The organism is Streptomyces sp. NPDC033178 (genome assembly GCF_055577685.1).
Genome location: NZ_JBVIPT010000016.1, coordinates 244,799 through 266,495 on the forward strand (window position 1 = coordinate 244,799; position 21,697 = coordinate 266,495).

14 protein-coding genes are annotated in these 21,697 nt (G+C 71.3%); 6 read left to right on the forward strand and 8 right to left on the reverse strand.

What is annotated here, in order from left to right; all coding sequences use genetic code 11:
• Positions 1-295 precede the first annotated feature (295 nt).
• The 4 genes from ACZ5VQ_RS34825 to ACZ5VQ_RS34840 all read right to left on the reverse strand — a co-directional run bounded on the left by ACZ5VQ_RS34825 (position 296) and on the right by ACZ5VQ_RS34840 (position 4,846).
• Positions 296-904 carry an ATP-binding protein gene (locus tag ACZ5VQ_RS34825; protein WP_469108455.1) on the reverse strand — a complete coding sequence of 203 codons (609 nt, stop codon included), beginning with the start codon at positions 902-904 and terminating at the stop codon, positions 296-298.
• Between the two features lie 229 nt (positions 905-1,133).
• Positions 1,134-1,901, reverse strand: a complete 768-nt coding sequence (locus ACZ5VQ_RS34830; RefSeq protein WP_469108425.1) for an enoyl-CoA hydratase/isomerase family protein — start codon at positions 1,899-1,901, stop codon at positions 1,134-1,136.
• A 229-nt stretch (positions 1,902-2,130) separates the two neighbouring features.
• Complete coding sequence (locus ACZ5VQ_RS34835; RefSeq protein ID WP_469108426.1) at positions 2,131-3,378, reverse strand: L,D-transpeptidase; 1,248 nt, start codon at positions 3,376-3,378, stop codon at positions 2,131-2,133.
• A gap of 235 nt (positions 3,379-3,613) precedes the next feature.
• Positions 3,614-4,846, reverse strand: a complete 1,233-nt coding sequence (locus ACZ5VQ_RS34840) for a L,D-transpeptidase (protein ID WP_469108427.1) — start codon at positions 4,844-4,846, stop codon at positions 3,614-3,616.
• A gap of 203 nt (positions 4,847-5,049) precedes the next feature.
• On the opposite strand from ACZ5VQ_RS34840, the gene glgX reads away from it, so the two are divergent.
• Complete coding sequence (glgX, locus tag ACZ5VQ_RS34845) at positions 5,050-7,362, forward strand: glycogen debranching protein GlgX (RefSeq protein ID WP_469108428.1); 2,313 nt, start codon at positions 5,050-5,052, stop codon at positions 7,360-7,362.
• Positions 7,363-7,567: 205 nt separating this feature from the next.
• Here glgX and ACZ5VQ_RS34850 read toward each other — a convergent pair whose 3' ends face one another.
• From ACZ5VQ_RS34850 to ACZ5VQ_RS34865, 4 genes are read right to left on the reverse strand one after another with little or no spacing between them, the layout of a single operon-like run.
• Positions 7,568-8,248 carry a response regulator gene (locus tag ACZ5VQ_RS34850; RefSeq protein ID WP_469108429.1) on the reverse strand — a complete coding sequence of 227 codons (681 nt, stop codon included), beginning with the start codon at positions 8,246-8,248 and terminating at the stop codon, positions 7,568-7,570.
• Positions 8,238-9,491 carry a sensor histidine kinase gene (locus ACZ5VQ_RS34855; RefSeq protein ID WP_469108430.1) on the reverse strand — a complete coding sequence of 418 codons (1,254 nt, stop codon included), beginning with the start codon at positions 9,489-9,491 and terminating at the stop codon, positions 8,238-8,240. The genes ACZ5VQ_RS34850 and ACZ5VQ_RS34855 overlap by 11 nt, the downstream gene beginning before the upstream one ends.
• A gap of 27 nt (positions 9,492-9,518) precedes the next feature.
• A complete protein-coding gene (locus tag ACZ5VQ_RS34860; protein ID WP_469108431.1) occupies positions 9,519-10,298 on the reverse strand; it encodes an ABC transporter permease in 780 nt (259 codons plus the stop codon).
• Positions 10,295-11,257 carry an ABC transporter ATP-binding protein gene (locus ACZ5VQ_RS34865; protein WP_469108432.1) on the reverse strand — a complete coding sequence of 321 codons (963 nt, stop codon included), beginning with the start codon at positions 11,255-11,257 and terminating at the stop codon, positions 10,295-10,297. The genes ACZ5VQ_RS34860 and ACZ5VQ_RS34865 overlap by 4 nt, the downstream gene beginning before the upstream one ends.
• Before the next feature lie 266 nt (positions 11,258-11,523).
• Between ACZ5VQ_RS34865 and ACZ5VQ_RS34870 the strand changes: the two genes are divergently transcribed.
• The 5 genes from ACZ5VQ_RS34870 to ACZ5VQ_RS34890 all read left to right on the forward strand — a co-directional run bounded on the left by ACZ5VQ_RS34870 (position 11,524) and on the right by ACZ5VQ_RS34890 (position 21,561).
• Positions 11,524-13,581: an ABC transporter ATP-binding protein gene (locus ACZ5VQ_RS34870; protein WP_469108433.1), complete on the forward strand. Its 2,058-nt coding sequence runs from the start codon at positions 11,524-11,526 to the stop codon at positions 13,579-13,581.
• On the forward strand, positions 13,578-15,434 hold the full coding sequence (locus ACZ5VQ_RS34875; protein WP_469108434.1) for an ABC transporter ATP-binding protein: 1,857 nt from the start codon (positions 13,578-13,580) through the stop codon (positions 15,432-15,434). The genes ACZ5VQ_RS34870 and ACZ5VQ_RS34875 overlap by 4 nt, the downstream gene beginning before the upstream one ends.
• Positions 15,435-15,523: 89 nt before the next feature.
• Positions 15,524-17,341, forward strand: a complete 1,818-nt coding sequence (locus tag ACZ5VQ_RS34880; protein WP_469108435.1) for an ABC transporter transmembrane domain-containing protein — start codon at positions 15,524-15,526, stop codon at positions 17,339-17,341.
• Complete coding sequence (locus tag ACZ5VQ_RS34885) at positions 17,338-19,110, forward strand: ABC transporter ATP-binding protein (RefSeq protein WP_469108436.1); 1,773 nt, start codon at positions 17,338-17,340, stop codon at positions 19,108-19,110. Before ACZ5VQ_RS34880 ends, ACZ5VQ_RS34885 begins: the two co-directional genes overlap by 4 nt.
• 414 nt (positions 19,111-19,524) lie before the next feature.
• On the forward strand, positions 19,525-21,561 hold the full coding sequence (locus ACZ5VQ_RS34890) for a M4 family metallopeptidase (protein ID WP_469108437.1): 2,037 nt from the start codon (positions 19,525-19,527) through the stop codon (positions 21,559-21,561).
• Positions 21,562-21,697 lie beyond the last annotated feature (136 nt).

Here is a 21,697-nt window from a genome sequence, read left to right on the forward strand (position 1 = left end):
CGGATTATCGCCCCCGCCGCCCCTACCCATTCCCGTCCCTTTCGGGGGCCAGCCCCCGAACCCCCGCTCCTCAAACGCCGGAGGGGCTGAGAATTCGGACGCCGGAGGGGCTGAGAATTCGGACGCCGGAGGGGCTGAAGATTCGGATGGTGGAGGGGCTGAAGGTTTCGCAGCCCGGGCCGACACCTCCAGCCCGTCCGGCGTTTGAGGACGAGGCCGTTCAGGCCGAAGCGGGGGTCTGGGGGCGGCAGCCCCCAGGGGACGGGACGGGTAGGGGCGGCGGGGGCGAGGAAACCTAGCGGTCCGCCACCCTCATTTCGAACCAGGTTGTTTTGCCGCGAGGCAAGAGGTCGACGCCCCAGCGGTCGGAGAGTTTGTCGACGAGGAAGAGGCCTCGGCCGCTCACGTCCATTTCCTGGACCGGCATGAGGCAGGGGAGACCACGGGAAGGGTCCCGGACCTCGACCCGGATCCACCCCCGGCGGCGCCGCATACGGAGCCCGAACACCCGTGCCCCCGTATGCCGCACGGCATTGCCCACCAACTCCGAAACCAGTAAGACCGCATCCTCGGTCATCTTCGGCGAGAGCCCCCAGTGACGCAGAACCACGACCTGGGTCAGCCGACGCGCGGCGGCCGCGGACTCGGGCCGGGAGGGCAACGGCACCTCCCCCTCGGTCGGATTGCCGAACAACTCCAGCGCCTTGAGCGCGTGTTCGTCCTCGACCGCGGGCGACCAGCGCGCCGCGGTCGCACTCCCGTGCCGCCGCGGCTGTTCGATACCCTCCAGCCCCGCCATGCCCCCATCATGGCCGCCCAGAGGCCCCGTTGGGGGCGTTCCGGAGGAATACGCCCCCCGGAACCTCCCATTCCGCGCGATTCGACCGGCATATGCCAGCGGCAGTTCGGGCGCGACCGCAGCCCACCTGGCCTGCGAGAACAGCCTCGTTCGGGGCAATCGCCCGCCGCGCCCGACAAGGAAGCCTTAAGGTTGCCTTAAGGCTCGGATAAACCGCCCCTTCGAGGGACGCGGGTAAGACATCGCGTCAACTGCAAGTGGATCAGCGGAATTCGGCGGGTGACTTTCAAGTCACCCGCGACCCCTTGCCACCGGCCCTCTCCACAGACCCCGGTCAGAGGAACTTGGCCTTGCCCGGGCCCTCCTCCACGAAGCTCTTCATCCCCCGCTCCCGGTCCTCGGTGGCGAACAGCCCCGCGAACCAGTTGCGTTCGATCGCGAGCCCGGTCTCGATGTCCGTCTCCAGACCCGCGTCGATCGACTCCTTGGCGGCGCGCAGCGCGAGCGCCGGGCCCTGCGCCAGTTTCGCGGCCCACGCGTGCGCCTCGGCGTACACCTCGTCGGCCGGTACGACCCGGTCCACCAGGCCGAGCGACAGGGCCTCGTCGGCCTTGACCATGCGGCCGGTGAAGATGAGGTCCTTGGCCTTGGAGGGGCCGATCAGACGGGACAGGCGCTGGGTGCCGCCCGCACCCGGGATCAGCCCGAGCAGGATCTCCGGCTGGCCCAGCTTGGCGTTCTCCGCGGCGATACGGAAGTCGGCGCAGAGCGCCAACTCGCAGCCCCCGCCCAGCGCGTAACCCGTGACCGCCGCGACGACCGGCTTGGGGATGCGGGTCACGGCGGTGAAGGAGTCCTGCAGGGCACGGGACCGTACGACCATCGCCGCGTGGTCCATGGCCTGCATCTCCTTGATGTCCGCGCCCGCCGCGAACACCTTCTCGCCGCCGTAGAGGATCACCGCGCGTACGTCCTCGCGGCGCGCGGCCTCCTCGGCGAGTTCCTTGAGGCGGTCCTGCGTGGCGACGTCCAGCGCGTTCATGGGCGGGCGGTCGAGACGGATCGTGCCGACACCTTCGGCGACTTCGAGATGCACAGTCATGAAGGCACCGTATCGGGGGGTCTGGGGGGTCGTCCCCCGGGGCAAGTGCAGCACGGGGGCTAACGGCGACCGCCCCGGTGCGCTGCGTCACAGGCGTCGGCCGGTGTGGCCGCCACACGCAACGGCCCCGGTGCGCCGCGTCACAGAGGAGCAGCACACCGGGGCCGTACAAGCCGCGACAAGGCGGGCCGGGAGAAGCGCGGTCAGTGCCGCCCCCGCCCACGAAGGGTCACGCCTTCCACTTCTCCCACGACATGTTCCAGCCATTGAGCCCGTTGTCCGGGTCCACGATCCGGTCGTTGGAGTTCTTCACGACCACCACGTCACCGACGATCGAGCGGTCGAAGAACCACGCGGCAGGAGCACCGCGGTCGCCGCCGCCACGCTGGTCGCGCAGGCCTATGCAGCCGTGGCTGGCGTTGTAGTTGCCGAAGGCGTCGCCGCCCCAGTAGTTGCCGTGGATGAAGGTGCCCGACGTGGTCAGCCGCATCGCGTCCGGCACGTCCTTGATGTCGTACTCGCCGCCGTACCCGACGGTCTCGCCGTTCATCCGGGTCACCCGGAGGCGCTCGGTGATGACCATCTGGCCGTTCCAGGTCTCGTAGCCGGGCTTGCCCGTCGTGACCGGGATGGTCTTGATGACCTTGCCGTCGCGCTTGATGGTCATCTTCTTGGTCTTGACGTCGACGGTGGAGACCTGGCTGCGGCCTATCGTGAACTTCACGGTCTTGGCCTGCTCGCCGTAGACACCGGGCCGGCCCTCGACGCCGTCGAGGTTGAGCTTCACGGTGACCTTCGTACCGGGCTTCCAGTACTTCTCGGGGCGGAAGTCGAGGCGGTCGTTGCCGAACCAGTGACCCTCGACGTCGACCGCCGGCTCGGTCTTGATGTCTATCGCCTTCTCGACGTCCTCGGGGTGCGTGATCCCCCGCGTGAAGTTGACCGAGAAGGACATCCCGACGCCGACCTTCGAGCCGTCCTCCGGCGTGAAGATGCCGACGAACGTGTTCTTCGGGGTCAGCGTGGTGAACGCCGACTCCTCCGCGGCCTCACGGCCCTCGGAGTCCTTGGCCACCGCGTGGACCTTGTACTTGGTGGACGCGGCGAGGTGCGTGGCGGGCGTCCAGGTCGTACCCCCGTCGGTGATCTTCCCCTCGACCGGGTTGCCCTTGGTGTCCTCGACCTCGACCTCGGTCAGCTTGCCCTTGGCCGCCGTCACCTTGAGCGCGCCGCTGGTCTTCACTCCGTCGGCGCCGTCCTTCGGGGCCACGGTCACGACCGCCTGCGAGACCTTGGTGTCCGCCTGGCCGGAATCCTTGTCCCCGCCCTTCCCCGAGCCGGACCCGGAATCCGAGTCCCCTCCCCCGCCGCATGCGGTCACGACGAGCATCAGGCTCCCCAGCGCCAGCGCCAGGGCCCCCTTTCCACGCCGTGTCCGCGCGCCAACCGACGCCCCCGATATCGGTCGCCCGTTCAAGTTCGTTCTCCCCTCGCACGGCCTGATCAAGGCCCGCACTGCCCATCGTTGGTCGCCCCGTGACGCCTGGGCCCATGGCGGGAGCCCGCAGCTCACAGCCGCGTCCCACGCGTGTATCGCGCTAATTAATCACACCGCCAGGAGCGTTGACCTCCTGGGATTGTCACTGTTCCGTCCCAACTTCAACAGCCCGTGGTGCCACCGGCGTACGTCTTGTCCGTACCCGTATGTCCGGCTACTTCACCGCGGAGCCCGCTTTCCAGGCCTTCCATCCCATGTTCCACCCGCCGAGGCCGTTGTCAGGAGCGACCTTCTTGTCATTGCTGTTGACGACTTCGACGACGTCACCGATGAGGCTGCGGTCGAAGAACCAGCCCGCCGGGGTCGCGGAGCTGCCGCCCTTCACATCGCGCAGGCCCACGCAGCCGTGGCTGACATTGGCGGTGCCGAAGACGCCCTGCGCCCAGTAGTTGCCGTGCAGGAAGGTCCCGGAGGTGGTGAGGCGCAGCGCGTGCGGCACGTCGGGGATGTCGTACTCGCCCTTGCCGTCGGCGTCGGTGAAGCCGACCGTCGCGCCGTTCATCCGGGTCACCTCCAGCATCTCGGTGACCACCATCTTCCCGTTGTACGTCGTGCTCTTGGGGGCGCCCGCGGTGATCGGCACGGTGGCGAGGACCTCGCCGTCGCGGCGCACCTCCATGGTGTGGGCGGCGGCGTCGACGAGGCTGACCTGGCTGCGGCCGACCGTGAACGAGAAGGTCTTGTACTGCAGTCCGTACACGCCCGGGGCCGCCTCGACGTCGCGCAGCCGCAGCGCGACGGTGACCTTGGTGCCCGGCTTCCAGTACTCCTCGGGCCGGAAGTCCAGACGCTTCTCGCCGAACCAGTGCGGGGCGATCTCCACCTCCGGAACGGAGGTCACCCGGACGGCACGCTCGACCGCCGCGCGGTTCTCGATCACACGGTTGAAGTCCAGCGAAACGATCATTCCGGTGCCGACAGTGGAGCGGTTCTCGGGCATGACGTATCCGATGAAGCGCTCGTCGGGGACGTACGTCGTGAACGTCGCGTGCCGGGCCACCCGCCGGCCGTGGCCGTCGAGCGCGACCGCGTCGACCGAGTACTTGGCCGCCAGGGCCAGTCCGGGGTCGTCGGGGCTCCAGGTCATGCCGTCCTCGGCGATCCGGCCCGGCACCGGGAAGTCCTGCGCGTCCTGGGACCTGACGACCTTCACCGACTCCAGGCGCCCGGCCGGCACCCGTACCCGCAGGCTCTCCTCGGGGCGTACGGCCTTGCTGCCGTCGTCGGGCGAGACACGGATCGTGGTCTGGGGCGAACGGGGCTTGCCGAGCACCCTGTCCACGCCGTGCGAGGTGCATCCCGCGGCTCCGGACAGCAGCCCTGCCCATGTCAGTACGGCGGCCAGCGTGGCCCCTGCGCGCGCCGCGCGCGTCTGTGCGTGCATCACGTGGGGCCCAACGACCAAGCGGCCCCGGAGAAGTGGGGGCATGCCCCATCCGCCCGAGGCCGGTCAGCCCTCTCCTGGGGAAACGTGAGTGCGAGCCCGGCGCTGGGCAGAACAGTGGGAAGGACGACGCGACGGGGAGCCGTGGCCGGGACGCCATGGGCATCTCCGCGCGTCGCTCCCATCGAGCCGCAGGAGGCCGTGAGGTGTCGAGCGCAGCCGAGCAGGAGGCAGTGCAGGAGGGGCGCGCCCCGGATGTCGGGCTGCCCGCGCAGCCCGCTCCCGTGCTGAACGGCAGTCCGCGCGTCGCGCCGGCCGTCCCCGTGTGGCCCGGTGCGCCGACCCCGCTCGGGGCGCGTTTCCGGACCGGGCCCGACGGTGTCTCGGGCACCAACTTCGCGTTGTGGGCGGGCGGTGCCGAGTCCGTCGAGCTGTGCCTCTTCGACTACGACGGCGACTCCGGAGGCGACCCAGGAGGTGCGGGCGGCACTGACGGCACGAGCACCGAGATCCGGGTGCCCCTCACCGAGCTGACCCACGAGATCTGGCACGGCTTCGTGCCCGGCGTACGGCCCGGGCAGCGGTACGGCTTCCGGGTGCACGGCCGCTGGGACCCGTGGACCGGCGCCCGCTGGAACCCGGCGAAGCTGCTCCTCGATCCGTACGCCCGTGCCGTGGACGGCGACTTCACGCTGCCGCCGGAGGTGTACGGGCATGTGCGCGACTGGCCCCAGCAGCAGGTCGCGGACACCGTGCGCGACGACCGGGACTCCGCCGCGTACGTCCCCAAGGGTGTCGTCGTCCACGACGACGCGCCGGACGACGAATGGACGGACGACCGCCGCCCGAAGACACCCTGGGCGGACTCGGTCATCTACGAGCTGCACGTACGGGGCTTCACGAAGCTGCACCCGGACATCCCGGAGGAACTGCGGGGCACGTACGCGGGGTTGGCACATCCGGCGGCGATCGAGCACCTGACCAGGCTGGGTGTGACGGCGGTGGAGCTGCTGCCGGTGCACCAGTTCGCGCACGAGGACCATCTGCTGCGCCGGGGCATGAAGAACTACTGGGGCTACAACTCGATCGGCTACTTCGCGCCGCACGCCGGATACGCGGCCTCGGGGACGACCGGCCAGCAGGTCGGCGAGTTCAAGAGCATGGTGCGCGCGCTGCACGCCGCCGGTATCGAGGTCATCCTCGACGTGGTCTACAACCACACGGCGGAGGCGGGCGAGCTGGGCCCCACGCTGTCGCTGCGCGGTATCGACAACAGGGGCTACTACCGCCTGCAGAGCGACGCGCGCCGCTACACGGACTACACGGGCTGCGGAAACACGCTCCACGTGGTCCAGCCGCATGTCCTGCGCCTGATCACGGACTCGCTGCGCTACTGGGTGACGGAGATGGGGGTGGACGGCTTCAGGTTCGACCTGGCGGCCGCGCTGGCCCGTTCCATGCACGACGTCGACATGCTGTCCCCGTTCCTGGCGGTGATCGCGCAGGACCCGGTGCTGCGAAGGGTGAAGCTGATCGCGGAACCATGGGATGTCGGCACGGGCGGCTATCAGGTGGGCGCGTTCCCACCCCTGTGGACCGAGTGGAACGACCGCTACCGCAACGCCGTACGGGACTTCTGGCGGGGCGCGCTGCCGGACGTACGGGATCTCGGGTACCGGCTGTCGGGGTCGAGCGACCTGTACGCGTGGGGCGGGCGGCGGCCGTACGCCTCGGTGAACTTCGTGACGGCCCACGACGGTTTCACCCTGCGGGACCTGGTGTCGTACGAGCGCAAGCACAACGAGGCCAACGGCGAGGGCAACCGGGACGGCACGGACGACAACCGCGCCTGGAACTGCGGGACGGAGGGCGAGACGGAGGACGCCCGCGTACGGGGCCTGCGGCGCCGTCAGCTGCGCAACCTCCTCACCACCCTGCTGCTGTCCACGGGCGTGCCGATGCTGGTCGCGGGGGACGAACTCGGGCGGACCCAGGGCGGCAACAACAACGCGTACTGCCAGGACAACGAGATCAGCTGGATCGACTGGACCCTGCTCGACGATCCCGACTGGCGGGCCCTCTTCGACCTGACCGCCCGTCTGATCGCCCTCCGCCACGCCCATCCGGTGCTGCGGCGGCGAGCCTTCTTCTCCGGCCGCGCCCACTCTGCCGACGGGCTGCGCGACCTGGCGTGGTTCACGGCCCGCGGTGCGGAGATGACGGAACGGGACTGGTACGCACCTGCGGCGACGCTCGGTATGTACCTGTCCGGGCGGGACATCCCCGGCCGGGACGCCCGGGGCGTGCCCGTCACGGACGACAGCTTCCTGGCCGTCCTGCACGCGGGCGACCGGCCCACGAGCTTCGTCCTGCCCGGACCGCCGTGGGCGGAGGCGTACGAGGCCGTCGTCGACACGTCGCGGGAGGAGCAGGGGGAGGTGCCCGGGGTGGTGCACCGGGCAGGGGCTGCGATCACTGTGCCGGCGCGGGCGGTTCTGCTGCTGCGGGTGGCGGGGTAGGGCTTTTTTCGCCCCCGCCGCCCCTACCCATTCCCGTCCCTTACTCAGGGGCTCCGCCCCCGAACCCCCGCTCCTCAAACGCCGGAGGGGCTGATTCTCAGCCCGTCCGGCGTTTGAGGACGAGGCCGTTCAGGCCGAAGCGGGGGTCTGGGGGCGGCAGCCCCCAGGGACGGGACGGGTAGGGGCGGCGGGGGCGAAGAAAGCCCTACCCGAGGATCCCCCGCTCGTACGCCACCGCTACCGCCGCCGCCCGGTCCTTGACGCCCAACTTGGCGTACAGGTGGGTGAGGTGGGTCTTCACCGTCGCCTCGCTGATGAAGAGCTCGCGGGCGATCTCGCGGTTGGAGGTGCCTTTGGCGACCAAGGCCAGGACCTCGCGTTCGCGGGCGGAGAGGGGCTCGTTGCCGGGGGCCCGGGGGGCGCGGACCGCGGAGACCAGGCGGGAGGCCACGGCCGGGGAGAGGACCGTACGGCCCTGGGCGGCCGCCCGTACGGCGGTGAAAAGCTCGTCGCGGGGCGCGTCCTTGAGGAGGTAGCCCGTCGCGCCCGCCTCGATCGCGGGGATCGTGTCGGAGTCGGTGTCGTACGTCGTCAGGACGAGGACCTTGGCGCGGGCGCCCGCGCGGGTGAGGTGAGCGATCGCCTCGACACCGCCGCCGCCCGGCATGCGCAGGTCCATCAGGATCACGTCGGGGTCGAGCGCGGCGGCCTTCTCGACCGCCTCGACGCCGTTGGACGCCTCTCCCAGTACGCGGAACCCGGGCGCGGACTCGAACATGCCGCGCAGACCGTCCCGTACGACGGGGTGGTCGTCCACGACGAGGAGGGAGATCGTGCCCTCTTCCCTGCTCTCTTCCGTGCCGTCGTCTGTCGCGTCATCTGTCATGGCGTAGCAACGGTACGCGAGCCGAGAGGGCCGTGCCGTGGCCCGGCTCGGACTCGACCGTGAGGGAGCCCGTGACGCGTTCGGCGCGGGCGCGCATGCCGTCGAGGCCGAAGCCGGCGGCGGTGGAGCGGGCGGGGACGGCGAGCGGGTCGAAGCCGCGGCCGTCGTCGCGGATGTCCAGGATCACCTCGTCGCCGAGGAAGGTCAGGGTGAGGCCGAGGCGGGTGGCGTGGGCGTGCCGGGAGGCGTTGGACAGGGCCTCCTGGGCGATGCGCAGGAGGGTCGCCGAGATCTCCTCGTGGAGCTGCTCGGCGGTGCCGGTGACGGTGAACTCGGCGCGTACGCCCGTCCGTTCGCCCCATTCGGCGACCGTCTTCTTCAGGGCCTCGGGCAGTCCGTCGTTCTCCAGGGCCACGGGGGCGAGGTTCTGCACGGAGCGGCGGGCCTCGCCGAGGCTGTGGCGCGCGAGGGCGGAGGCGCGGTCGAGATGGGTGCGGGCCGTGGTCAGGTCGGGGGCGCTCCCGACGACCTGGAGCTGGGCGATGATGCCGGTCAGGCCCTGGGCGATGGTGTCGTGGATCTCGGCGGCGAGGCGTCGGCGTTCGTCGGCGATCCCGGCCTCCCTCGCCTGGACGAGGAGTTGGGCGTGCAGGGCGGCGTTCTCGTCGAGGGCCTGTTGCAACGCCGTGTTGGTGCGTTCGAGTTCGGAGATGGTGACGGCCCGGTCGCGGGAGCGTTGCTCCTCCTGCTCGGTGAGATGGCCGACCGCCATCAGCAGGGCGCTGTTCGCGACCAGCATCACGCCGAACAGCACCCACTGGACCGGGCTGTGGAACGGCAGCCCGCCGGCCTGCGCGCCCGCCACCACGACGACGGTGGCGAAGAGGCCGAGCCGCTGCCGGCGCGTTCCGGACATCAGTTCGTCGGTGTCGAAGTAGCCGGTGGACGCGTAGAAGGCGAAGAACGGGTTCAGCCAGGTGAGGGCGAAGGAGATCACCCAGCGCACGACGTAGTAGACGGCCCCGCCGCGGGACGGGGTCCGGCGGCCACGGCGGGGCCCGTGCCACAGCTGGAGCGCCACCGCGGCGACCACCAGCGCCCCGGCCGCGTACCACTCGGCGGGACCCTCCATGAGCTCGCCGGCGAGGAGCGAAAGGACGGTGGAGACAAGGAGCAGCCCATAGGGACCCCAGGTGTGGAGCTGGTCCCAACGGTGCTCGATCCGCTGGTCCGCCTCGGTCATCTCCCCAGTCTGCACGGGCCCTCTCTCCTACTCCCACCGGAACCAGCGCGAGGCACCGGCCGTCAGCAGCACCGTCCAGGCCGCGAGCACGCCCAGGTGGCCCCAGCCGGGCCAGTCTCCCGCCGCCGCCTGGTTGAGCGCCTCGGCGGCCGCGCCGAACGGCGTGTAGCCGACAACCCGGGCCAGTACGTCGGGCATGGTCTGCACCGGCATCCACACACCCGCGCAGAACATCGCCGGGAAGAACACGGCCGACCCGATGGCGCCCGCGATCTTCGTCGTCCGGGACAGCGCCGAGATCACCGCGCCCAGGGCGAGGGCCGCCAGCACCGCCAGGACCAGGGCCAGCGCGTATCCGAAGGGCTGCTCGGGCAGTCGTACGTCGAAGACGAGGCGGCCGACCGTGAGGGCGAGCAGGGACGACGCCAGGGCGGCCCCGCCGTACAGCAGCATCTGCGCGGACAGCAGGGCGGCGGGCCGGACCGGCGTGGTGGACATCCGGCGCAGGATGCCGCGCTCGCGGTAGCCGGTGAGGGTCTGCGGCATCGCCTGCAGACCGCCGACGGTCAGGCCGAGCAGCACGCTCACCGGGACGTAGGCGTCGACCGGGCGCAACCCGCCGAAGTCCGGGTCGGTGTCGCGGAAGGCGGGGATCGAGCCGAGGATCACCAGCAGCAGGGTCGGAAACCCGAGGATCCAGAAGAGGCTGCCGGGCTCCCTGCGGAAGAGGCGGACCTCGCTCTTCAGTACGGCGGGGTGGACGAGGGCGGTGGTGCCGAGGGCGGTGGTGCCGGGGGCCGTGCTCATGCCGCTGCCTCCTTCGTGGCGTCGTTGGCGGCGTCCTTCGTGGCGTCCTTGGTCGCGTCCGCCGTGAGGTCGAGGAACGCGTCGTCCAACGTGGCGTCGGTGACGCGGAGTTGGTGGGCCGTGACGTGGGTGCGGGCGAGGAGGGTGATGACGGCGTTGACCGTCTCGTCGGTGCCGGACAGGGTGACGCGGCCGTCCCTGTACTCGACCGACGCGAGCGCGGGGAGCGCGTTCAGGTCACGGTCGTCCAGCCGGGCGGACGGGGTGAAGCTGATGACGGTGGCGCCGGCCGAGCGGCGGATCAGACCGGCCGGGGTGTCGAGCGCGGCCACCCGGCCCTTGTCGATCACGGCGATCCGGTCGCAGAGCCGCTGCGCCTCCTCCATGAAGTGCGTGACGAGCAGGACGGTGACGCCGTTCGCGCGGATGTCCTCGATGAGCTCCCAGGTGTCGCGGCGGGCCCGCGGATCGAGACCGGTGGTCAGCTCGTCGAGGACGACGATCCGGGGGTTGCCGATGAGGGCGAGCGCGATGAACAGGCGCTGCTTCTGACCGCCGGAGAGCTTGGCGAAGCGGGTGGTGAGCTTGTCGGTGAGGCCGAGGCGTTCGGCGAGGGGCCGCCAGTCGAGCGGGCCGGTGTAGAAGGCGGCGTACAGCTCCAGGGCCTCTCGGACGGTGAGTTTGGCCTGCAGCTCGCTCTCCTGGAGCTGCGCGCCGAGCACCTGGCGGGTGGCCGCGTGCTCGGTGACGGGGTCGAGGCCGGTCACCCGGACACGGCCCGCGTCGGGTACGCGCAGGCCCTCGACGCATTCGACGGTGGTCGTCTTGCCCGCGCCGTTCGGGCCGAGGACGCCGAAGATCTCGCCCTCCTCGACGGTGAAGGAGACGCGGTCGACGGCGGGCCTGCCGCCGTAGGACTTGCGCAGATCGCTGACTTCGATCACGGGTGTGGATGCCATGCTCCGAGAGTCCCTCCGCGGCGGGGTCCGCCACATCGGCCGTCGCGCTCGAAGGCGCATCAACCGATCGGTTGATGCCGTCGTACGACCAGGCCTGCATCGTGCGTACGACGCGGCCGCCCCGCGCGTACCGCCCGCCCCGCGCGTACGACCCGCCCGCCGGCACGTACGACCCGTCGAACACGCAGGTCGTAGGACCAGCGGCGGATCCGGGACCGGCCAAAACTCGGTGGGCGTTGTCAGTGCCGATCCGTAGGCTCGCGTTGATGCCCACTACACCCGCGCCCGCCGACACCCCCGCCGAGGAAGCAGCCCTAGAAACCCGACCGGCCAGGAGCCGTTCCGCCGTACGAAGCCTGCTGCGCCTGTGGCCGTACGTGCGTCCCGTGCGTGCCCGGCTCTTCACGGCGGCCGTCGTCGCAGTCCTCGCCTCGTGTACGGGGCTGGTGATTCCGCTCGTTCTGAAGTGGATCGTGGACGGACCGGTGGCCGACCGCGACACGGGCGGGGTGTGGCTCGGCGCGCTGTACCTGCTGCTGCTCGGGCTCGCCGAGGCGGTGCTGTTCGGGCTGCGGCGGTGGCTGGTGGCCCGGCCGCTCGCCGGGGTCGAGGCGTCGATGCGGGCGGATCTGTACCGGCATCTGCAGCGGCTGCCGGTGGCCTTCCACGACCGCTGGCCCTCGGGGCAGTTGCTGTCGCGCGGCACGACGGATCTGATGCTGCTGCGCATGTTCCTCGCCTTCCCGCTGACGTTCCTGCTGGTCAACGGCGTGACGATTCTGGTGGGCTTCGTCATCATGCTGGCCCAGGAGTGGACGCTCGGGCTGGTGCTGCTCGCGCCCGCCGTGCCCGTGATGATCGTCTGCTGGCTCTTCGAGAAGCGGTACTCGAAGGTGGCGCGGCGGGCGCAGGACCAGGTCGGCGATCTGACGACGCTCGTCGAGGAGAGCGTGCTCGGCATCCGGATCATCAAGGGCTTCGGGCGCCACCGCAGCCAGGCCCTCGCCTTCCGGGACCTCTCCCGCACCCTGCGCGGCACGGAGCTCGCCAAGGCGCGCCTGCTCGCCTGGATCTTCGCCGCGATCACGATCCTGCCCGAACTCGCCATCGGCGCGGCGCTCGTGCTCGGGACGGTGCAGGTGGCCGACGGCGAGCTGTCCACCGGCACGCTGGTCGCCTTCCTGTCCACGGCTCTCGCGCTGCGCTGGCCCATCGAGTCGATCGGCTTCCTGCTGGCGATGAGCCAGGAGGCGGCCACGGCGACGGAGCGGTACTTCGAGGTGATGGACGCGGAACCGGAGTCCGGGTCCGGCCTGGCCGTCCCGCCTCGGCACGCCGTGGCCGCGAAGGCGAGGGCGGAGGCGGGGGCGAGGGCGGAGGCGAAGGCAGGGGCGGAGGCGAAGACGGGCGCGGCCGTGGGCACCGGCTCAGCCACGGGCACCGGCACTAGCTCAGCCACAGGCACCGGCACGGCCGCCGCCACCGCCACCGCCACCGCCACCGCCACCGCCACCGGCGGACTCCGTTTCCACGCCGTCCAGTTCCGTTACCCGGACGCCCCGGCCGGCTCCGCTCCCGTACTCGACCGCATCGACCTCCACATCCGCCCCGGCGAGACCATGGCCCTCGTCGGCGGGACCGGGACCGGGAAGACGACGCTCACCGCGCTCGTCCCCCGGCTGCACGAGGTCACGTCGGGCCGGATCACCCTGGACGGCGTGGACATCACGGAGATGCCCCGGGAAACGCTGCGCGCACTCGTGGCGGTCGCCTTCGAGGAGCCGACCCTCTTCTCCGCGAGCGTGGGGGAGAACGTCCTCATGGGCGCCGGGGCCCACGCCGGCGAGACCGAGCTGAACCGTGCCCTGGCCGTCGCGCAGGCGGACTTCGTCCACGCGCTCCCCCAGGACACGGACACGCAGGTCGGCGAGCAGGGCCTCAGCCTCTCCGGCGGACAGCGCCAGCGCCTCGCCCTGGCGCGGGCCGTGGTCGGCAGACCCCGCTTCCTCGTCCTGGACGACCCCCTGTCGGCCCTGGACGTGCACACGGAGGCCCTGGTCGAGGCGGCCCTGCGCCGCGTCCTCGCCGACACGACCGCCCTGGTCGTGGCCCACCGCCCGTCCACGGTCATGCTCGCCGACCGGGTGGCCCTGCTCTCCGACGGCCGCATCACCGCCGTCGGCACGCACCACGAACTGCTGCGTACGAGTGCGGAGTACGCCTGGCTGATGTCCGGGACGGCAGAGACGACAGAGACGACAGAGACGACGCAAGCGACGGCGACAGAGACGACGAAAAAGACGTTCGAGGGGGACAAGCGATGACGGCGCCCACGACCACCGCGCCGACCGACGAAGAGGACCGTCCGGCACCTCCGCCCAAGCACGGCGATCCCTTCGACCGCGACTCCCTCCCCGCTCCCCCGCGCGCGACGGCCGCCCTCCTGCGCTCCCTGCTCGCGCCGATGAAGGCCCGCGTCGTCCTCGCCGCGGTCCTGCTGCTCCTCCAGCAGGCCGCCGTGCAGGCGGGCCCGCTCCTCGTGGCGTACGCCATCGACCGTGCCGTACCGGCCTTCCGCGGCGACGACCACGGTCCGCTGATCGCCGTGGCGGTCGCCTACGTACTGGCGTCGGTGGCGGCCGGCACGCTCCAGTACGGCTTCGTCCGCACCTCCGCCCTCGTCAACCAGGACGTCCTGCTCGACCTGCGCGGCCGGATCTTCCGGCACGCGCAGGCGCTCAGCGTCGACTTCCATGAGCGCTACACCTCGGGCCGGCTCATCTCGCGCTCCACGACGGACGTCGAGTCGCTGCGCGAACTGCTCAGCGAGGGCCTCCAGGAGCTCATCACCGTCATCCTGTCGTTCGTCTACATCTCGGCGCTGCTGCTCTGGCTCGACCTGGGCCTCGGCTCGGTCGCCGTGGCCTCGTTCGTGCCGCTGTACCTCCTCATCCGGCTCTACCGTCGCCGCGCCGGACGGATCTACAGCGTCCGTTCGACCGCGATCGCCGCCGTCATCGTGAAGTTCGCGGAGACGATGAACGGCATCCGGCCGGTGCGCGCGTTCCGCCGCGAGGCCGTCAACGACGCGGACTTCCACGTACTCAACAGCCGCCACGAGCGCGTCAACGGCGACGCCATCCTGGAGATGGCCCGCTATGTCATCGGCTCCCGGCTCGTCGCCAACACGGCGGTCGCGGGGATCGTGCTGTGGGGCGCCTACCGGGTGGCGTCGGGCTCGCTGGCGCTGGGCGTGCTGGCCGCCGCGGTGCTGTACCTGCGACGGCTGTACGACCCGATAGACCGGCTCGGCATGTTCCTCAACTCGTACCAGTCGGCGGCCGCGTCCCTGGAGAAGATCGCGGGGCTGCTGGCCCAGGTCCCCTCGGTGCCGGAGCCCGCGCAGCCGCGTGAGCTGCCGGAGCTCGCCTCCGAACACCCGGGCCGCGAGGTCGACTTCGTCGACGTCCGCTTCGCGTACCGCACCGGCGGCGAGGTGCTCCCGTCCTTCTCGCTGACCCTCCCGGCGGGCCAGACCGTCGCCGTGGTCGGCTCCACGGGCGCGGGCAAGTCGACGCTCGCCAAGCTCCTGGCCCGCTTCTACGACCCCACGGACGGCCGGGTCCTGCTCGACGGCGTCGACCTGCGCGAGCTGTCGGTGCCCGAACTGCGCCGCGGGGTGGTGATGGTGACGCAGGAGGCCTTCCTCTTCTCCGGCACGGTCGCGGAGAACATCGCCATCGGCCGCCCCGACGCCTCCCGCGAGGACATCGAGCGGGCCGCGAAGGCCATCGGCGCCCACGACTTCATCACCGCGCTGCCGGACGGCTACGACACGGACGTACGCAAGAGGGGCGGCCGGATCTCGGCCGGTCAGCGTCAACTCGTGGCGTTCGCACGGGCGTTGCTCGCCGATCCGGCGGTCCTGATCCTGGACGAGGCCACCAGCTCGCTGGACGTGCCGGGCGAGCGGGCCGTCCAGCGCGCCATGGACACGGTTCTGCGCGGCCGGACGGCGGTCGTCATCGCCCACCGCCTGTCGACCGTCGAGATCGCCGACCGGGTGCTGGTCATGGAACACGGCCGCATCGTCGAGGACGGCAGCCCCGCCCAACTCGTCGCGGACACGGGCAGGTTCGCGGACCTGCACCAGGCGTGGCGGGACAGCCTGGTCTAGGTCCTGTCGGACACAGCGAGTGAGCCGAGGGCTCGGCACAGGCTTTGGCGCCCCGAAGGCGAACCGAGCCCAAAAAAAAGGGGGGGCGAATGGTCGACGCGTACGAGGATCCGGGTACTCCCGACTGTCGCGGTGGAGCGCGGTATCTCTGGTGGCTGGTCGCCAGGCAGCCGGGCCGGGCCGCGGCCGGAGCGCTGCTTGGCACCGTCTGGATGGCGCTCATGGCGCTGACGCCGTATCTGCTGTCCCGTGCGATCGACGACGGCCTGGAACCGGGCGACCAGTCGGCGCTGGCCGCCTGGTCCGCCGCGCTGCTGGGTGTCGGGGTTTTCAACTCCTGGGTGAGCATCATGCGGCACCGCACGATGACCAGGCTCCGGATGGACGCCAACTTCCGGTCGGTCAAGCTCGTGGTGGGGCAGGCGACCCGGCTGGGTGCCACACTGTCGCGCCGGACGGGAGCCGGGGAGGTCGTCACCATCGGCGTCGGTGACGTGCAGACGATCAGCCAGTCCCTGACGGTGGTCGGCCCCGGCGTGGGCGCGACCGTCGCCTACGCCGTCGTGGCCGGACTGCTGCTGTCGGTCTCGCTGCCGCTGGCCGCGGTGGTGCTGCTCGGGGTGCCGGTGATAGTCGTACTCGTCGGTCCGCTGATGGGGCGGCTGCGGGGCGCGGAGACGGAGTACCGCGAGCGGCAGGGTGTGCTGACGGCGCGGATCGGCGATCTCGCGGGCGGGCTGCGTGTCCTCAACGGCCTTGGTGGCAAAGGGCTGTTCGCCGACGCCTTCCGCCGTGACTCGCAGCGGCTGCGGGTGCAGGGGTACCGCGTCGGGTCGGTGACCAGCTGGATCCAGGCGCTCGGCGTCGGACTGCCGACGGTGTTCCTGGCCGTCGTGACATGGCTGGCGGCCCGGCTCGCCGCCCAAGGGTCCATCACGATCGGCGAGTTGGTGGCCGTGTACGGCTATGTGGCCGTCCTGGTGGCACCGGTGGCCTTCTTCGTCGAGTGCGGCTATCAGCTCAGCCGGGGTGTGGTGGCCGCCCGGCGCATCGTACGGTTCCTGTCCCTGGAGCCGATGGAGACGGGCCGCGCCTCCGTGGACGCGCCGGCCGAACCCTCCGTGCTGCACGATCCGCGGTCCGGTGTGCGGGTGGCGCCCGGCAGGCTGACCGCGCTGGTCGGCGCCCGTCCGGCGGAGTCCACCGCCGTGGTCGACCGGCTCGGCCGGTACACCGCGTCGGCGGCGACCTGGGGCGGTGTACGCCTCGACGCGATCGCCCTGCCACAGGTCCGGGCGCGCATTCTGGTCGCGGACAACGAGGCCGACCTGTTCGCGGGCACCCTGCGCGACCTGGTCTCGGGGCGCGGGGACCCCGACGAGGAGACCGTCGCCGGGGCGGTGCACGCGGCCGTGGCGGACGACGTCGTGCTCGGGCTGCCGGAGGGGCTCGACTCGGCCGTCGACGCGCAGGGCCGCAGCCTCTCCGGAGGCCAGCGACAGCGCGTACGCCTGGTGCGGGCACTGCTCGCCGACCCCGAGGTGCTGCTCGCGGTCGAGCCCACCTCGGCGCTGGACGCGCACACCGAGGCCGCCGTCGCCGCCCGGCTGCGGGCGGCGCGTTCGGGCCGTACGACCCTCGTGACCAGCACCTCGCCGCTCGTCCTCGACCAGGTGGACACCGTGTACTACCTGGTCGACGGCAAGGTCGCGGCCGTCGGCGGCCATCAGGAACTCCTCGACGGGGAGCCGGGATACCGCGCGCTGGTGGCCCGCGACGCGGACGACACGGATGACACGGACGGTGTGGGCGGCGTGGACCACACGGACGCCGACGAGTCGGACCTGGACACGGCATCGGGCCCGGCCCCGGCATCGGATCTGGACGCAGAGGAGGCCGTGCGATGACCGCGCAGCTGCCCGTCGCCGAACCGGCCGACGTACGCAGGGCCGCGGGCCGGCTGATCCGCGCGGACGGCCGCGCCTTCGCCGTCGTACTCGCCCTGAACGCGCTGGCCGCCGCTGCCGGTCTGGTCGGTCCGTGGCTGCTCGGCCGCATCATCGACGAGGTCCGGGCCGGTGGCGGCGTGGCCGTCGTGGACCGCCTCGCACTGGTCATCCTGGTGTGCGCGCTGGGGCAGTTGCTGCTGGCGCGGGGCGCCCGGTACGTGGGGTACCGGTTCGGGGAGCGGACGCTGGCGCGGGTGCGCGAGGAGTTCGTCGATCGGACGCTGACGCTGCCCGCCTCTGTCGTGGAGCGGGCGGGCACGGGCGATCTGACGGCCCGGGGCACCGCGGACGTCTCCGCGGTGGGTACGACCCTGCGCGACGCCGGTCCCGAGCTGCTGATCTCCTCGGTCCAGTGTCTGTTCCTCCTCGGCGCGGTCTTCGCGCTCGACCCGCTGCTCGGCGGCTGCGCGGTGCTCGCCCAGGCCGGCATCTGGCTCGCGCTGCGCTGGTATCTGCGCCGGGCGCGCACCGGCTATCTCGCCGAGGGGGCCGCCACGTCGGAGGTCGCCGAGATCCTCACGGCGACTGCGTCCGGCGGGCGCACGGTCGAGGCGTTCGGTCTCCAGCGGCGGCGGATCGCCGCGAGCCGGGACGCGCTGGAGACGTCCCGGCGCACCCGGCTGTACACGCTGTACCTGCGGACCGTGTTCTTCGTGACCGTGGAGATCTCGTTCGTACTCCCGGTGGCCGTCGCGCTGCTGGTCGGCGGAGCCCTACACGAGCGGGGGACGGTGAGCCTGGGCGCCGTCATCGCGGCGGCCCTGTATCTGCGGCAGCTGGAGTCGCCGCTCGACCAGGTCTTGATGCGGGTGGAGCAACTGCAGGCCAGCAGCGCCTCGTTCGCCCGTGTGGAGGGCCTCGGCCGGGCGCCGCGGGCCGTCCCGTCCGGTTCCCCGGCCCCGGCGGACGACCGGATCGACGTGACGGACGTGCGCTACTCGTACGACCGCGGGGGCGAGGTCCTGCGCGGCGTGGACCTGACCGTGCGGCCCGGTGAACGGCTGGCCGTGGTCGGGCCCTCCGGCGCCGGGAAGACCACCCTGAGCAGGCTGCTGGCGGGCATCGACGCGCCGCGCTCCGGTTCGGTGACGGTCGGCGGGGTGCCGATCGTCGACCTCGACCCGGAACAACTGCGGCGGCAGGTCGTCCTCGTCACCCAGGAGCACCACGTGTTCCTCGGCACGGTCCGCGACAACCTCCTCATCGCCGAACCGTCCGCCGGTGACGCCGAGTTGTGGGCGGCCCTCGCGGCGGTCGGCGCCGACGACTGGGTCCAGGAACTGCCGGACGGCCTCGACACCGGGCTCGGGCCCGACAGTGCCCACCGCGCGGACGGCTCCCGCGCCCAGCAACTGGCCCTGGCCCGGGTCGTGTTGGCCGACCCTCACACCCTGATCCTCGACGAGGCCACGGCCCTCCTGGACCCGGCGACCGCCCGCCACACCGAGCGCGCGCTCGCCGCCGTCCTCGAAGGCCGCACCGTCATCGCCATCGCCCACCGCCTGCACACCGCCCACGACGCGGACCGGGTCGCCGTGATGGAGGACGGCCGCCTGACCGAACTGGGCACCCACGACGGCCTGGTGGCCGCCGACGGTGCGTACGCGTCCCTGTGGCACTCGTGGCACGGGGAGCGGCCGGGGCTTCCCGAGCAACGGCCGTCATGAGCCTGGTCTTTCGTACGCCTGGTCCTGCGCAGGCCAGAGCCCGCGTGGGCCAGGCACCGGCAACGCACCCGTCGGCAACGAGTCCGTATACCGAACATGACCACCCGGACAACGAACTGTTTCCAGCCAACTTCTTGATGCGCACCTGACAGAGAGCGCAATCTGCTGCCACTCTTCCCACGACCACTCCACAGCAACCTCACAAGAACCGCTGTGCCGTGGTGGACCCCCACGCACGCCCGCACGTGCCCCATGCAAGTGGTTCCGCGTACTGCCTTGTTCTGCCCGGACGGATCCCAACCGTCCGGCCCCCCTTGGCCGCGCGATCCGCGATCCGCGGCCACGCAGAAGGAGTCCGTGTTGAGACGCACCTCCCACAGACGCACCTCCCACACCGCAGGCACTTCTCAGACCGTGGGTAACTCCCGTTCCTCGTTCGCCTCCCGCTCCACCCCGCGCAAGGCCGCCGCCGGCGCGCTCGTCGCCGTCGCCGCCCTGCTCGCCGCGGCCGTCCAGACGGGCGCGGCCACCGCCGACACGAAACCCGCCCCGGGCAAGCTCGACAAGGGCTCCCTGTCCGTCAAGCTCACCCCCGCCCAGCGCGCGGCACTGATCCGCGACGCCGACTCGGCGAAGGCGGACACGGCGAAGGAGCTCGGCCTTGGCGCCCAGGAGAAGCTCGTCGTCCGTGACGTCGTCAAGGACGCCGACGGTACGGTCCACACGCGCTACGAGCGCACGTACGCCGGACTCCCGGTCCTCGGCGGCGACCTGGTCGTCGACACCGCCAAGTCGGGGAAGACAGAAGGCGTTACGCGTGCGGTGAAGGCCCAGCTCAAGGGCATCACCACCAGCGCGGCGGTGAAGCCCGCGGTCGCCGAGAAGCAGGCCCTGAAGGCCGCCGCGGCGGAGGGCTCGAAGAAGACCGAGGCGGACGGCGCGCGCAAGGTGATCTGGGCGGCCGACGGCACGCCGAGCCTCGCGTACGAGACGGTCGTGGGCGGTCTGCAGCACGACGGCACCCCGAACGAGCTGCACGTCATCACGGACGCGGCGACCGGCAAGAAGCTCTTCGAGTACCAGGCCGTCGAGACCGGCACCGGCAACACCCAGTACAGCGGCTCGGTCACCCTCGGCAGCGCCCAGTCCGGGTCGACGTACAACCTCACGGACACGACCCGCGGCAACCACAGGACGAACAACCTGAACCGCGGTACGTCGGGCACGGGCACGCTCTTCTCGGGCGCCGACGACGTGTGGGGCAACGGAGCGGCGTCGAACCTGGAGACGGCGGGCGCGGACGCCCACTACGGGGCCGCGCTGACGTGGGACTACTACAAGAACGTGCAGGGCCGCAGCGGCATCCGCGGTGACGGGGTCGGCGCGTACTCCCGCGTCCACTACGGCAACAACTACGTCAACGCCTTCTGGCAGGACTCCTGCTTCTGCATGACGTACGGCGACGGCTCGGGCAACGCCAAGCCGCTCACGTCGATCGACGTGGCCGCGCACGAGATGACGCACGGCGTCACCTCCAACACCGCGGGCCTGGTCTACAGCGGCGAGTCGGGCGGCCTGAACGAGGCGACCTCCGACATCTTCGCGGCGGCCGTCGAGTTCTACGCCGCCAACTCGCAGGACGTCGGCGACTACCTGGTCGGCGAGAAGATCGACATCAACGGCAACGGGACGCCGCTGCGTTACATGGACAAGCCGAGCAAGGACGGGGCGTCCAAGGACAGTTGGTACTCGGGCATCGGCTCGATCGACGTCCACTACTCCTCGGGCCCGGCGAACCACTTCTTCTACCTCCTCTCGGAGGGCAGCGGCGCCAAGACCGTCAACGGCGTCTCGTACGACTCGCCGACCTCCGACGGTCTGCCGGTGACCGGGATCGGCCGCGAGAAGGCCGCGCTGATCTGGTTCAAGGCGCTCACCACGAAGTTCACCTCGACGACCAACTACGCGGCGGCCCGCACCGGCACGCTCGCGGTCGCGGGTGAGCTGTACGGCACCACGAGCGCCGAGTACACGGCGGTGCAGAACGCGTGGGCCGGCATCAACGTCGGCGCCCGGCCCGGCGGCGGGGGCGGCGGCACGTCGTTCGAGAGCACGACGGCCGTAGCGATTCCGGACAACGGAGCGGCGGTGACGTCATCGATCACGGTCACCGGCCAGGCCGGAAACGCTCCCACCAACCTGGTCGTCACCCCGAACATCACGCACACGTGGCGCGGTGACCTGGTCGTCGACCTGGTGGCGCCGGACGGCACGAGCTACCGCCTCAAGCCGTTCAGCTCCTCGGACTCGGCGGACAACGTCAACGAGCCGTACACGGTGAACGCGTCCTCCGAAGTCGCCAACGGCAACTGGCAGTTGAAGGTCCAGGACCAGGCGGCGCAGGACACCGGCAGGATCAATGGCTGGAAGATCACCTTCCCGCAGGTGTAACCGATCCGGGTGAGCCCCGGCCACTCGGGCTCGCTCAGGCTCACGCGCAGAGGGCGCCGCCCCGGGGATCCGACTCCCCGGGGCGGCGCCTTCTTTGCCGTGCCGTTGCCGCCGCCTTACGACACCCTTCCTCGCC